Annotated in this window: 13 protein-coding genes; 10 read left to right on the top strand and 3 right to left on the bottom strand. The window is 30.6% G+C overall.

Going from position 1 to position 13,684, the window contains the following annotated elements:
* Positions 1-28: 28 nt before the first annotated feature.
* Entirely contained in the window at positions 29-1,300 is a 1,272-nt protein-coding gene (gene brnQ, locus ACYPV9_RS01275) for a branched-chain amino acid transport system II carrier protein (RefSeq protein ID WP_299064523.1), read from the bottom strand.
* Positions 1,301-1,344: 44 nt separating this feature from the next.
* Here brnQ and ACYPV9_RS01270 point away from each other — a divergent pair, with 44 nt between their 5' ends.
* Positions 1,345-2,127: an alpha/beta fold hydrolase gene (locus ACYPV9_RS01270; RefSeq protein ID WP_299064521.1), complete on the top strand. Its 783-nt coding sequence runs from the start codon at positions 1,345-1,347 to the stop codon at positions 2,125-2,127.
* A gap of 198 nt (positions 2,128-2,325) precedes the next feature.
* On the opposite strand, the gene thiL is transcribed toward ACYPV9_RS01270, so the two are convergent.
* Positions 2,326-3,375, bottom strand: a complete 1,050-nt coding sequence (gene thiL, locus ACYPV9_RS01265) for a thiamine-phosphate kinase (RefSeq protein ID WP_299064519.1) — start codon at positions 3,373-3,375, stop codon at positions 2,326-2,328.
* A 158-nt stretch (positions 3,376-3,533) separates the two neighbouring features.
* Between thiL and ACYPV9_RS01260 the strand changes: the two genes are divergently transcribed.
* The 9 genes from ACYPV9_RS01260 to ACYPV9_RS01220 all read left to right on the top strand — a co-directional run bounded on the left by ACYPV9_RS01260 (position 3,534) and on the right by ACYPV9_RS01220 (position 12,287).
* On the top strand, positions 3,534-4,751 hold the full coding sequence (locus ACYPV9_RS01260; RefSeq protein ID WP_299064515.1) for a choice-of-anchor B family protein: 1,218 nt from the start codon (positions 3,534-3,536) through the stop codon (positions 4,749-4,751).
* Positions 4,752-6,071: a hypothetical protein gene (locus ACYPV9_RS01255; RefSeq protein ID WP_459741335.1), complete on the top strand. Its 1,320-nt coding sequence runs from the start codon at positions 4,752-4,754 to the stop codon at positions 6,069-6,071.
* The gene (locus tag ACYPV9_RS01250; protein ID WP_459741334.1) at positions 6,068-6,820 is read left to right on the top strand and encodes an MbnP family protein; all 753 of its coding nucleotides are present in this window, start codon (positions 6,068-6,070) and stop codon (positions 6,818-6,820) included. The genes ACYPV9_RS01255 and ACYPV9_RS01250 overlap by 4 nt, the downstream gene beginning before the upstream one ends.
* Positions 6,821-6,824: 4 nt before the next feature.
* Complete coding sequence (locus ACYPV9_RS01245) at positions 6,825-7,883, top strand: cytochrome-c peroxidase (protein WP_459741333.1); 1,059 nt, start codon at positions 6,825-6,827, stop codon at positions 7,881-7,883.
* A 106-nt stretch (positions 7,884-7,989) separates the two neighbouring features.
* On the top strand, positions 7,990-8,319 hold the full coding sequence (locus ACYPV9_RS01240) for a HesB/IscA family protein (RefSeq protein ID WP_077810618.1): 330 nt from the start codon (positions 7,990-7,992) through the stop codon (positions 8,317-8,319).
* A 13-nt stretch (positions 8,320-8,332) separates the two neighbouring features.
* Positions 8,333-9,781 carry a Fe-S cluster assembly protein SufB gene (sufB, locus tag ACYPV9_RS01235; protein WP_299064511.1) on the top strand — a complete coding sequence of 483 codons (1,449 nt, stop codon included), beginning with the start codon at positions 8,333-8,335 and terminating at the stop codon, positions 9,779-9,781.
* Between the two features lie 78 nt (positions 9,782-9,859).
* On the top strand, positions 9,860-10,609 hold the full coding sequence (gene sufC / locus ACYPV9_RS01230) for a Fe-S cluster assembly ATPase SufC (protein WP_077810620.1): 750 nt from the start codon (positions 9,860-9,862) through the stop codon (positions 10,607-10,609).
* Between the two features lie 69 nt (positions 10,610-10,678).
* Positions 10,679-11,992, top strand: coding sequence for a Fe-S cluster assembly protein SufD (sufD, locus tag ACYPV9_RS01225; protein WP_299064509.1), 1,314 nt, complete (start codon positions 10,679-10,681; stop codon positions 11,990-11,992).
* Positions 11,993-12,083: 91 nt separating this feature from the next.
* Positions 12,084-12,287: a hypothetical protein gene (locus tag ACYPV9_RS01220; protein ID WP_459741330.1), complete on the top strand. Its 204-nt coding sequence runs from the start codon at positions 12,084-12,086 to the stop codon at positions 12,285-12,287.
* Positions 12,288-12,336: 49 nt separating this feature from the next.
* On the opposite strand, the gene ACYPV9_RS01215 is transcribed toward ACYPV9_RS01220, so the two are convergent.
* Positions 12,337-13,656, bottom strand: coding sequence for a serine hydrolase domain-containing protein (locus tag ACYPV9_RS01215; RefSeq protein ID WP_459741329.1), 1,320 nt, complete (start codon positions 13,654-13,656; stop codon positions 12,337-12,339).
* Between the last annotated feature and the right edge of the window lie 28 nt (positions 13,657-13,684).

The raw sequence follows: 13,684 nt of genomic DNA, 5'->3' as shown, positions 1-13,684 counted from the left end.
TATCTTTTTTTTTCAAAAAAAGTAACGCTTAGGCTTTACTGAATTTCTTTACATTAAATCCTAGAAAAACTAAAATAGCGGGTAAAACCCAACCCAAACTATGTTCTGCTAACGGAATAATGTTTTTAATACCTGTTAAGTTTTCTCTAGGAATTATAAAGCCTAAAAAATCTGGAATACTAAATACAAATGTTACCAAGATAACCGCTCTAAAAACCATTTTAGAAGCATACTTTTCTGGTATAACGTTTAATAATATTAACATAATTGTAATTGGATATAAAAGCATTAACGCTGGTACAGCAACATCAATAATAAAACCAACATTGTAACTACCAACTATAATACCAATTACAGAACATACAGCCGCTGTAATTATATACGCTTTTTTAGAATTTTTACAAATTCCTTTTATATAATCTGCAGTACCTGTTACAATACCAACTGCCGTTGTAAAACAAGCCAAAGCAACTAAAACACTTAAAAATGTTGTACCAAAAGTTCCTAAAGTTTTAGTACTTAAACCAGATAAAACTTCTATTCTGGTGGCGTTTTCTGCAAAAGAATTTGCAAACAAAGCACCGCTTAATATTAAACCTCCGTAAATTAATAACAAACCTGTACCGGCAATTAAACCCGCTTTTCTTATCAACCTTTTTCTTTCATCAAAACTGTTATGATTGCTATAATCTAAAGAAATTATAATAACTGCGCCAACAACCACGCCAGCAATTGCATCAAAAGTTTGATATCCTTCTAATACTCCGTCAATAAAAGGGTTTTTAAACGAAGTAACTTCTAAAGATCCTGAAGATACAAAAAAGGAAATACCTATAATTACTAGTAAAATTACAACAATTATTGGTGTTAAAAACTTACCAATTAATCCAATTATTCTAGATCTATTTACAGAAAACAAAAACACCAAAACAAAGTAAATAATACTAGTTAATATTGCTGGCGAATCGAAAAATGGCTGAATTGCCATTTCATGCGTTACCGCAGCTGTTCTTGGTGATGGTATTGCAATGGCAATAATGTATATTAAAAAACAAAAAATTGTACTAAAAACTGGCGACACTTTTTTACCTAAATCATACAAAGTTCCTTGTAATTTTGCATGCGCAAAAATTGCCAAAATAGGAATTATAATTGCCGTAGCTATAAAACCCAAGACAACAATCCACCAATCTTCACCAGCTTTTACACCTAAATTTGGCGGTAAAATTAAATTTCCTGCTCCGAAAAAAAGCGAAAAAAGGGCAAATCCAGCAATCCAAATTTCTTTTGTTTTGTTCATGGTAAATATTGTCTTAGTGGGCGAAATATACATATTTTTGCGAGATGCAAGATTCTATTCAATTTAAAAATGCAAACATTTCTTTTTCTGATACTGGTAAAGGAAGCGCAATTGTTTTGCTACATGGCTTTTTAGAAAATGCTAAAATGTGGAACATCATTACTGATGAATTATCTAAAAAAAACAGAATTATTACTATTGATTTATTAGGTCATGGAAATTCTGATTGCTTAGGTTATGTACATTCTATGGATTTATTTGCAGATACAATACATGCTGTTTTAAAACATTTAAGAATTAGAAAATACTTTATTATTGGTCATTCTTTAGGTGGTTATGTTGCTTTGGCAATGGCAAAACAAAAAGCAACAAATATTAAAGGTATTTGTTTGATGAACTCTACAACTGCTGATGATTCTGAAGAACGAAAAAAATTAAGAATTAGAGCCAATAAAATGGTACAACAGAATTTTGACAACATGATAAAAATGTCTGTCTCCAATTTATTTCATCAAGAAAATACATTAAAATTTAAAGAGGAAATTAGCCAAGTTAAAACCGAAGCTTTACAAACTTCTTTGCAAGGATATATTGCTGCAAACGAAGGAATGAAAAACAGACCAAACTCTTTAGAATTCTTAAAAGAAAGTACTTTTAAAAAATTGATGATTATTGGTAAAAATGATCGAATTTTAAACGCTGATACGTTAATTGAAGAGGCTAAAGAAACCAATGCCAAATATGTAGTTTTGCCTTCTGGACATATGAGTCATATAGAAAACACATCCGAATTAATTATTGCTTTAAAAGACTTTGTAAGAATCTAATAACCTAATTTTAAAAATAATTTAAAAGATGGTTACTGGAAAACCTATGATGAAATCTCTAAAAAAATAAAATCTATCAAGAAATTTAATTTAGATCTAGAAGAAAAAGTAACTACAAAAAACTAAATTTTTCTTAAAAAGAATAAAACAAAAAAGGCGCAAATTTAAAATTTGCGCCTTTTTTGTTTATAAAATATTTTATTCTCCTTTTAAAGGATTCCAGCCTTGAGCTTTTAATTCTATTTCTTGATTTGCTCTTGTAACAAGATTTAAACCTTGATTCTCTGCAATGATATGACCAATGATAGAAAAATTAGGATTTCCTTTAATCTTATCAAAATCTGCAATTGGCACTGTAAAAAGCAACTCATAATCTTCACCTCCACTTAAAGCAACCATTGTAGAGTCTAGTTCAAATTCTTCGCAAGCTGAAATAACTTGTGGATCTAAAGGTAATTTGTCTTCATAAATTTTACATCCCACTTTAGATTGCGAACAAATGTGCATAATTTCTGATGAAAGTCCATCAGAAATATCAATCATAGAAGTAGGTTTAACTTCTAATTCTTTTAAAATACCAGCAACGTCTTTACGTGCTTCTGGTTTTAATTGTCTTTCAATTAAATAGGTATAATTGTCTAAATCTGGTTGGTTGTTTGGATCTACTTTAAAAACTTGTTTTTCTCTTTCTAAAACTTGCAAACCTAAATATGCAGCCCCTAAATCACCAGAAACAACTATTAAATCGGTTTCTTTAGCACCATTTCTATACACAACATCCTCTTTTGTTGCTTTACCAATAGCTGTTACAGAAATTAAAATTCCTTTGGTAGAAGATGTTGTATCGCCACCAATTAAATCTACATTATAAGTATTACATGCTAATTGAATACCTGCGTACAATTCTTCTATTGCTTCTAAAGGAAAACGATTAGAAACAGCAATAGAAACAGTTACTTGTTCTGCAACACCATTCATAGCATAAACATCAGACAAATTAACCATAATTACCTTATAACCTAGGTGTTTAAGAGGCATATAGCTTAAATCGAAATGCACACCTTCTATTAACAAATCTGTAGTAACCAAAGTTTGTTTTTCTGATGTATCTAAAACAGCAGCATCATCTCCGATTGCTTTCACTGTTGTGGCATTTTCTGCTTTAAAATATTTTGTAATATGATTTATTAAACCAAACTCACCAAGTTCGGCTAACGATGTTTTTTGTGTGTTTTTATCTTCTATCATGCTGCAAAGATACTTACATTCTTAAAAATTACAGAGTTCCTTTAATAGAGAAGTAAAAATAAAAGCTTTATTTTTACTTAATAGAGTTTTTATGTACTAAAAAACAATAATTACGTTATACTAATTAAAGCAGGTTTTTACTTGATAAATATTTAAAAATGATAAAAAAAACTTTTTTCATATTCGTTTTAATTATAGTTGGTTGCTCTAAAAAAGAGGTTGTAGAGCCAGAGAAACAAACAATTATAAATCCGATTGCAAAATGTGAAGACGGTTTTGCAGGCGAATTTCCTTGTAACGATTACGATTTACTTACACACATTACTTTAGATGAAATTGCAGGTGAAAACACACAAGGTAACGATTCTTGGGGTTGGGTAGATCCTGTAACAAACAATGAATATGCTATTATTTGTACAAATAAAGGAACTTCGTTTATAGATATTACCAATCCGGCAGATGCAAAAATTATTGGCTTTTTAAAAACTAGAACAGAAAATAGTCTTTGGAGAGATGTAAAAGTTTATAACGATTTTGCATTTATTGTTAGTGAAGCAGACAATCACGGAATGCAAATTTTTAACCTAAACAACCTAAGAGGTTTGGTTAATATACCGGTAGAATTTACTGCAGATAAAGTGTTTACTTCTTTTGGTAGCGCACACAATATTGTTATTAATGAAGATACAGGCTACGCATATCCTGTTGGTACTTCTAGAAGCGCAACTTATAAAGGCGGCCCTTTATTTATCAACATAAACAACCCTTTTAAACCTGTAGACGAAGGTGGTTTTGAAGACTATGCTCACGACGCGCAAGCAGTAACCTATAACGGACCCGATTCCGATTATTCTGGTAGAGAAATATTAATAGGAAGTAATGAAACAGAAGTTGTAATTGCAGATATTACAGACAAGCAAAATCCTGTTAAAATATCTTCTATTAGTTATTCTAATATTGGGTACACACACCAAGGCTGGTTTACAGAAGACTTTAAATATTTTATTTTAGGAGATGAACTAGATGAAAGGGACAAAGGTTTAAATACAAGAACGATTGTTTTCGATTTTACAGATTTAGACAACCCTAAACATCATTTCGATTATTCTGGCCCAACAGCTGCTATAGATCACAATGGTTATGTAAAAGACAATTTATTTTTTCAAGCAAGCTATACTGCCGGTGTTAGAATAATAGATATTTCTAATATCGATGCAAAAAGCTTTACAGAAGTTGGTTTTTTTGATACCTATCCAGAAAATGACAATACAGCATTTAATGGTGCCTGGAACGTGTATCCTTATTTACCATCTGGCAATATCATTATTAGCGATATTAATAGAGGTTTGTTTGTTATCAGAAAAAGTAAAACCTAAATGAAAAAAATCTGTCTGTTATATTGCTTTTTACTTCTTTTAAATTGCTCAAATAAAGACAGACTGTCTATTAACGATAATATCGTTGTAAACAACACTAGTATTACAACAATTGGCGGCACTAATAATGATGCTTTTACTTCTGTAGAAAAAACAGCAGATGGCGGTTTTATTGCAGCAGGTTACACACAAAGTAACAATCTAAATATTACAGATAAATCTAATACTTCATTCGATTTTTTTATCTCTAAATTTTCTTCGGATAATCAACTAGAATGGCAAAAAACTTATGGTGGTTCTAATGATGATAGAGCTGCCGATATTATAGAAACAAAAAACGGAGAATTTGCAATTCTAGGCTATTCTACAAGTAAAGATTCAGATGTCTCTTCAAATGCTGGTTCTCAAGATTTTTGGTTTATAAAACTATCTAGTTCGGGCAATTTAATATCAGAAAAAAGCTTTGGATATTTAGGTTTAGATTACGGCACAACTCTTTTAGAAACAAAAGATAACGGATTCTTAATTACTGGTGTTTTAGACGTTACAGCATCTAACGGACAAGGAAATGCAAAAACCAACGCTATAAAGCATGCTGGCGGAGATTATTGGGCAATAAAAATAGACAAGATTGGTAATTTACTTTGGAGCAAATATTTTGGTGGTAGCTTTACAGATACTCCGTTAGGAATTGTCGAAACCAATGACAACAATTTTATAATTGTTGGCTCTAGCGATAGCAACGATTTTAATATTTCTGATAACAAAGGAACCTATGATTTTTGGGTTGTTAAAATATCTAATTTTGGCAATCTTATTTGGGAAAAAAGTTTTGGTGGCTCAGAAATCGATGAAGCAAGAGCAATTACCACAACCAATGATGGTAATTTTTTAATTGTTGGAGACACAAGAAGTAAAGACAAAAATGTTTCTAAAAATAACGGTGCAGCAGATATATGGATTCTTAAAATTTCTACAGACGGTAATCTTATTTGGGAAAAAACAATTGGCGCAACAAATTTTGATGTAGCAAGAGCAATTACAAAAACTCAAGACAACGACTTTGTAATTGCAGGAAGCTCTAGAAGTTTAGACAATGGTTTTGAAAACAAAGGGCAAAATGACGCACTAATTATAAAAATAAATAACGATGGCGAATTACTTTGGCAACAAACCTTTGGTGGCTCTAAAATCGATTTTTTATACGATATTACAGTATTAAAAAACAGCAGTATTATTGCTGTTGGCGAGTCGAGTAGTTTTGATAAAGATATACCAGAAAACAAAGGTTTTACAGACGCACTAATAATTAAATTATGATGAAAAAAATTACTTTTACATTGTTAATTTCTATACTATTTTTTACCAATTGTAAAGACGATAAAGATTGTTGTGTTTTTCCAGAAAATATAACAACTACCATAAACTTTACACACAATTGGAATGGTAAAGAAATTACAAATCAAGAATTAAATGAACTTAAATTTACTACAGAAAACGGAGAAAAAATAAGTATCGAAAGGCTGCGTTATTTAATTTCTAATCTAAGTTTGGTTGGTAGCAATAATCAGTTTTTAATAGACTTTGGCGAAAATTATGGCTCTTCTATTTCTGTAACAGATATTTCACCTGGCACTTACAATCTTAAGTTTACATTTGGCTTACAAGACAAAGACAATAAAGATGGTGAATATCAATTATTAAATTCTGTAAATTTTAATGTTCCTGCAATGCTTGGTGGCGGTTATCATTACATGCAATTTGATGGTAAATTTTTAAATAATAATGATGAAGAAACTGGTTTTAATTTTCATGCAATAAGAGCTGTTGACAGAACAAACCCAAACGATTTAAAATTTGAAGACACTTCTTTTGAAGTAGATTTAGGCAGTATAAAAATTGTAAAAAACACCACTGTAGAAGTTAAAATGAATGTTGCAGAATGGTTTAAAAACCCCAATACATGGAATTTAAATGAACTAAACACAGTTTTAATGCCAAATTTTGAAGCCCAAAAAATGATAAGCGCAAATGGTAAATCTGTGTTTACTTTAGGCAAAATAAATTAACAAAATGAAAAACTTTTTCGTGTACTTTTTTTCTTTTTTACTTTTGATGAATTGCACATCCAAAGAAAAAGATTTTTATACACCAGTTGCATATAATTTAGAAATACCAACGCTTTTTTCTGACAAATTAATTGCACCTATAATTCCTGTAGACAACCCATTAACAATAGAAGGTGTCGCTTTAGGCAAAAAACTATTTTTCGATAAAATTCTTTCAAAAGATAATACACAATCTTGCGCTACCTGCCATACCCCTTCAAAGGCTTTTACAGATAACAAACAATTTAGTAAAGGCGTAAGTGGTAATTTTGGCAAAAGAAACACAATGCCATTATTTAATTTAGCATGGAATTTTGATGAACTTTTTACTTGGGACGGTAAAGAATTTGGTCTAGAAACACAAGCTTTAGAACCAGTTACAAATCCTATAGAAATGCATGCTGATTGGATAAATATTGCAGAAAAATTAAATCAAAACGAAACCTACAGAAATTTGTTTTCACAAGCTTTTGATTCAGAAAAAATAGATTCTACTCTTGTTACCAAAGCAATTGCTCAATTCGAAAGAACGTTGATTTCTGGCAATTCTAAATTTGATAAATATTTACAAGGAGAAGCTACATTAACAGAAAACGAAACAAATGGTTTTAATGTTTTTATGGATGAAGAAAGAGGTGATTGTTTTCATTGCCATGGCAGTAACAACAACCCTTTATGGACAGATAACAAATTTCACAACAACGGTTTAGATGAAAATTTTATCGATTTAGGCTTAGGTAAAATCACCGGAGACCCAAATGATAACGGCAAATTTAAATCTCCGTCTATTAGAAATTTAGCATTTACAGCACCTTATATGCACGATGGTAGATTTACAACTTTAGACGAAGTTATCAATCATTACTCCGAAGGCCTAAAAAGATCTTCTACAATAGATCCACTAATGAAAAAAATTAACCAAGGTGGTGTTAATTTAACAGCCAAAGACAAAGCAGATTTAAAAGCTTTTTTACTTACATTAACAGACAACGAATTTGTTAACAATCCTGCCTTTCAAAAATAATCAATAAAACCAATTGGTTTATTAGGTTTCATAATACAACTTCTTCGTTTTTCTTCTAGTTATATTGTATATTTGCAGTCAGTTTAGATTTAATCTATTTAAAATTATGATAAAAGTATCAGACTCAGCAAAAAAGAAGGTCGTAGAATTAATGACTGACGACGGCTTTAATGCAGCAACAGATTATATAAGAGTTGGTGTAAAAAGTGGTGGTTGTTCGGGTTTATCTTACGATTTAACTTTTGATAATAAAAAAGAAGAAAACGATAAAGTATTTGAAGAGAATGACGTTAAAATTATTGTCGACAAAAAAAGCTTTTTATATTTAGTAGGAACTACTTTAGAATATTCTGGTGGTTTAAACGGAAAAGGGTTTGTTTTTAACAATCCTAACGCAAATAGAACTTGCGGTTGTGGAGAAAGTTTTTCACTTTAAAATTAAGAAAAAGATGTCAAAGTACACCGAAGAAGATTTAGAACAAGAATTAAAAACCCAAGAATATAAGTACGGGTTTTATACAGATATAGAAAGCGATACATTTCCGGTTGGTTTAAATGAAGATGTTGTTCGTGCAATCTCTAAAAAGAAAAATGAGCCAGAATGGATGACCGAATGGCGATTAGAAGCTTTTAAAGTTTGGGAGCAAATGGAAGAACCAGAATGGGCTAATGTAAATTATGAAAAACCAAATTTTCAAGACATTGCTTATTATTCTGCACCAAAAAAGAAACCAAAATTAAACTCTTTAGATGAGGTAGATCCAGAGTTGTTAGACACTTTTAAGCGTTTAGGAATTTCTTTAGATGAACAAAAGAAATTAGCCAACGTTGCAGTAGATATTGTAATGGATTCTGTTTCTGTAGCTACAACTTTTAAAGAAACTCTTGCAGAAAAAGGAATTATTTTTATGCCAATTTCTGAAGCAATACAAGAACACCCAGATTTAGTTAAAAAATATTTAGGTACCGTTGTACCAACTAAAGACAACTTCTACGCAGCCTTAAATTCTGCAGTTTTTTCTGATGGATCTTTCTGTTACATTCCTAAAGGTGTAAAATGCCCGATGGAATTATCTACCTATTTTAGAATTAACGAAGGTGGAACAGGACAATTTGAAAGAACTTTAGTAGTTGCAGATGCTGGTAGTTATGTTTCTTACTTAGAAGGATGTACAGCACCAAGTAGAGATGAAAACCAATTACATGCAGCGGTTGTAGAATTAATTGCAATGGACGATGCAGAAATTAAATACTCTACAGTACAAAACTGGTATCCTGGTAATAAAGAAGGTAAAGGTGGTGTTTACAATTTTGTAACCAAAAGAGGTTTGTGTGAAACAAATGCAAAAATTTCTTGGACACAAGTAGAAACTGGTTCTGCAGTTACTTGGAAATATCCTTCTTGTGTGTTAAAAGGAAATAATTCTGTTGGTGAGTTTTATTCTATCGCAGTAACAAACAACCATCAACAAGCAGATACAGGTACAAAAATGATTCACTTAGGTAAAAACACTAAGTCTACAATTATTTCTAAAGGTATCTCTGCAGGAAAATCTCAAAACTCTTATAGAGGTTTAGTACAGATAAATTCTAGAGCAGAAAACGCTCGTAACTTCTCTCAATGTGACTCTTTATTAATGGGTAACGAATGTGGAGCACACACTTTTCCTTACATAGAAACCAAAAACAAATCTGCACAAATAGAACACGAGGCTACAACTAGTAAAATTGGTGAAGACCAATTATTTTACTGTAACCAACGTGGTATTGATACAGAAAAAGCAATTGCTTTAATTGTAAACGGGTTTAGTAAAGAGGTTTTAAACAAATTACCAATGGAGTTTGCTGTAGAAGCTCAAAAATTACTAGAAATTTCTTTAGAAGGAAGTGTTGGATAATTAGTACCCAACCACAAAATATATAATTATAAAAATAATGCCGATAGCATAAAGCTAAAAGCCAATAGCATAAATAAGATGTTAAAAATAGAAAATTTACAAGCAAGTATAGACGATAAATCAATTTTAAAAGGATTGAATTTAGAAGTAAAAGCAGGAGAAGTTCATGCAATTATGGGGCCAAATGGTGCAGGAAAAAGTACTTTGGCTAATATTATTGCTGGTAAAGAAGACTATGAAGTTACTAACGGTTCTATCGAATTAGATGGTGAAGATATTAGTGAACTTGCGCCAGAAGAAAGAGCACATAATGGTGTGTTTTTATCTTTTCAATATCCAGTAGAAATTCCTGGTGTTTCTGTTACAAACTTTATCAAAACAGCTATTAACGAAACAAGAAAAGCAAAAGGTTTAGAAGACATGCCTGCAAAAGATATGTTAAAAATGATTCGTGAGAAATCTGAATTATTAGAAATAGACCGTAAATTTTTGTCTCGTTCTTTAAACGAAGGTTTTTCTGGTGGAGAGAAGAAACGTAACGAAATCTTTCAAATGGCAATGTTAGAGCCAAAATTAGCCATCTTAGATGAAACAGATTCTGGTTTAGATATTGATGCTTTGCGTATTGTGGCTAACGGTGTAAATAAATTAAAATCTAAAGACAATGCGGTTATTGTAATTACACATTACCAACGTTTATTAGATTATATCGTACCAGATTTTGTACACGTTTTACACGATGGTAAAATTGTTAAAAGTGGCGATGCTTCTTTAGCTTTAGAACTAGAAGCAAAAGGTTACGATTGGATTAAACAAGAATTGGTGTAAATAAGTTTGCAGTAGCAGTATGCAGTTTACATAACTGACTATTGAAACTAAAAACTGAAAACTGAAAAAATGGAATTAAAAGATAAATTATTATCATCATACGTAGCTTTTGAAAATAAAGTAGATACAGAGTCAGATATTCATGATATTAGGTCTAAAGCGCTTCAAACATTCGAAGAATTAGGTTTTCCTACCAAAAAATTAGAAGCTTGGAAATACACTTCTTTAAACGCTGTTTTAAAGCAAGATTATAGTTTGTTTCCTAATAAAGATAATACAATTCAATTATCTGATGTTAAGAAGTATTTTATACATGATATAGATGCTTACAAGCTTGTTTTTATCGACGGTAAGTACAGTTCTTTTTTATCTGAAACTACACATGATACTTTTGATGTTTGCTTAATGTCTGCAGCTTTAAAAAAGCCAAAATACAAAGCAGTAATCGATAATTATTTTAATAAAATAGCAAAAGAAGATAATTTAACTTCTTTAAATACAGCTTTTGCAAACGAAGGTGCTTATATCTATATTCCTAAAAATGTAGAAGTAGAAAAGCCAATTCAAATTATAAATTTTACAACAGGTACAGAAGATGCTACCATGTTACAACCAAGAAATTTAATTGTAGCAGAGCAAAATGCACACGTTCAAATTATAGAGCGTCATCAAAGTTTAACTTCTAACCCAGTTTTAACAAATGCGGTTACAGAAGTTTACGCAGCTAAAGATGCAACTGTAGATATTTATAAAATTCAGAATGATGATTTAAACGCATCATTAGTAGACAATTCTTACATAGAACAAAAATCTAATTCTGTTGTTTCTGTGCATACCTTTTCTTTTGGTGGTAACATTACTAGAAATAACTTAAACTTTTTTCAGAGAGGAGAACATATAGATTCTATCTTAAAAGGAATTACTATTATAGAAGGTAAACAACACGTAGATCATCATACTTTAGTACATCATATAGAACCTAATTGCGAGTCTCATCAAGATTATAAAGGTATTTATGATGAAAGATCTACAGGGGTTTTTAACGGAAAAGTAATTGTTAATAAAGAAGCTCAAAAAACAAATGCTTATCAACAAAACAATAATGTTTTAATTAGTGATAAAGCAACAATAAACGCCAAACCTCAACTAGAAATTTTTGCAGATGATGTAAAATGTTCTCATGGTTGTACCATTGGGCAGTTAGATGAAGATGCTTTATTTTATATGCAACAACGTGGTATTCCAAAAAAAGAAGGAAAAGCTTTATTAATGTTTGCATTTGCAAATACGGTACTAGAAAGTGTTAAAATACCAGAGGTAAAACAACGTATAACTAAGCTAATTGCAAAGAAGTTAAATGTTAATATTGGTTTCGATTTATAGCATATAAGTTAAACACTGCATCATTTGCATTCATAATAACTTAAGTTAGTTTGTAATTTTATACCAAACTAATCACTAAAAATTATTTATTATGAATAAAAGTATTAAAACAGTATTGTTAATTGTAGGACTTATTTTAACTATTTACGGAATCTACACAATGATTCAGCCAGAAACACAAGTTTCTATTGGAGATTTAGATTTGGTAGAAGCACAAGATAACACTAGCTCTTACATAACTATTGTAATTGGTGTAACTGCCTTAGCTGTAGGATTAATTTCGGGAAAGAAGTAAAACATTTTTACAATATAGATATAAAACCACTTAGAAATAAGTGGTTTTTTTATTGTATTGCAGATATAATTTCGCTTAAAAATTTATTTTCTTGAAATCCAGATAACCCAAAACGAACAATTACCAATTCTTCATCTGGTAAAACGTATACTCTTTGCCCTTGATAACCATCTGCATAATACATGTTTTTTGGCACATCTTTATAACCTCCATTTGTGTTTAACCAAAATTGAGCACCATAAATTCCGTTTGATGTTGGCGTTGGTGTAGTTGCATAATCTACCCAATCTTTAGTAAACAATTCTTCACCGTTCCAATTACCATTTTTAAGGTATAGTAGCCCAAATTTTGCCCAATCTCTTGCCGTTGCCCAAGCATAGGAAGAAGCTACGTAATTTCCGGCCAAATCAGTTTCAACAACCATAGAGTTCATGCCAATTTTATCTATAAAATCTGTATACCAAAAATCTAAGTATTCTTGGTGTGTATTAAATTGTTTTCTTAAAATTTTAGATAATAAATTAGACGTTCCAGAAGAATAATTCCAAGTTGCATTTGGCTTACCTACAAGAGGTTTTTCTTCTTGCATTTTTGTCATGTCTCTTTCTAAAAATAACATTTTTGTTGCATCAGAAATTTCATCATAATTCTCGTCCCATTCTAAACCAGAATTCATTTGTAATAAATTATGAATTGTAATGTCTTTTCTGGCGTCTTTTTGCCAAGAATCAATGGGTGCTTTATCTTGTATGTTTATCTTATTTTGATGCTGTAAAATGCCGTAAACAGTGCTCATAATACTTTTTGTCATAGACCAACCTAAAATTCTTGAGTCTTTCGTAAAACCATCGGCATATTTCTCTGCTATAATTTGGTCTTTATAAACAACAACTGCGGCTCTAGAATAATTACTTTTTCCGAAGATATTATCTACAGCATTTGTTATTTTATCATAATTTATATTTTCAAAAACAGTGTCTTTTTGTGGTGCATTTCCATAAGGAAAAGCAGCTACATTATCAGCATTAGATCTAACAGGTTTTAAATAACTAGCTTTTTCATCATCTTTATTTAAAGTTAAAACAGCGCCTAAACCTTCTCTATAAATTGCTTTTCTAGTTAACAAACCAAAAGCAGATGAGGTAGCAGATTTTGAAGATGTATCTACTTTATCTGTAGCCAAGTTTACAGGAGAAAAATTATTATCTGTTTTATCTGTAAACTCTAAAGTTCTTTTACCTAGATATACAGAAGATGCAGTATTTTTTGCTGAATAACCAGCCAAAATATTCAACTTCGGGTAATTATAAATTACCGCTATAATAAGTATTACTGATAATACAAGTAGAATTCGTTTGAGAAATTTCATAAAAAAATAAGTTTAATAATGTAAAAAT

The sequence above is a fragment of the Polaribacter sp. OB-PA-B3 genome, assembly GCF_054589375.1.
The sequence above is the reverse complement of the archived record's forward strand: the minus strand, read 5'-3'. Positions and strand labels throughout refer to the sequence as shown.

What these genes read in the sequence shown, in the direction of transcription:
- brnQ (WP_299064523.1), bottom strand. Translation starts at nt 1,300, where the DNA reads ATGAACAAAACAAAAGAAATTTGGATTGCTGGATTTGCCCTTTTTTCG.
- ACYPV9_RS01270 (WP_299064521.1), top strand. Translation starts at nt 1,345, where the DNA reads ATGCAAGATTCTATTCAATTTAAAAATGCAAACATTTCTTTTTCTGAT.
- thiL (WP_299064519.1), bottom strand. Translation starts at nt 3,375, where the DNA reads ATGATAGAAGATAAAAACACACAAAAAACATCGTTAGCCGAACTTGGT.
- ACYPV9_RS01260 (WP_299064515.1), top strand. Translation starts at nt 3,534, where the DNA reads ATGATAAAAAAAACTTTTTTCATATTCGTTTTAATTATAGTTGGTTGC.
- ACYPV9_RS01255 (WP_459741335.1), top strand. Translation starts at nt 4,752, where the DNA reads ATGAAAAAAATCTGTCTGTTATATTGCTTTTTACTTCTTTTAAATTGC.
- ACYPV9_RS01250 (WP_459741334.1), top strand. Translation starts at nt 6,068, where the DNA reads ATGATGAAAAAAATTACTTTTACATTGTTAATTTCTATACTATTTTTT.
- ACYPV9_RS01245 (WP_459741333.1), top strand. Translation starts at nt 6,825, where the DNA reads ATGAAAAACTTTTTCGTGTACTTTTTTTCTTTTTTACTTTTGATGAAT.
- ACYPV9_RS01240 (WP_077810618.1), top strand. Translation starts at nt 7,990, where the DNA reads ATGATAAAAGTATCAGACTCAGCAAAAAAGAAGGTCGTAGAATTAATG.
- sufB (WP_299064511.1), top strand. Translation starts at nt 8,333, where the DNA reads ATGTCAAAGTACACCGAAGAAGATTTAGAACAAGAATTAAAAACCCAA.
- sufC (WP_077810620.1), top strand. Translation starts at nt 9,860, where the DNA reads ATGTTAAAAATAGAAAATTTACAAGCAAGTATAGACGATAAATCAATT.
- sufD (WP_299064509.1), top strand. Translation starts at nt 10,679, where the DNA reads ATGGAATTAAAAGATAAATTATTATCATCATACGTAGCTTTTGAAAAT.
- ACYPV9_RS01220 (WP_459741330.1), top strand. Translation starts at nt 12,084, where the DNA reads ATGAATAAAAGTATTAAAACAGTATTGTTAATTGTAGGACTTATTTTA.
- ACYPV9_RS01215 (WP_459741329.1), bottom strand. Translation starts at nt 13,656, where the DNA reads ATGAAATTTCTCAAACGAATTCTACTTGTATTATCAGTAATACTTATT.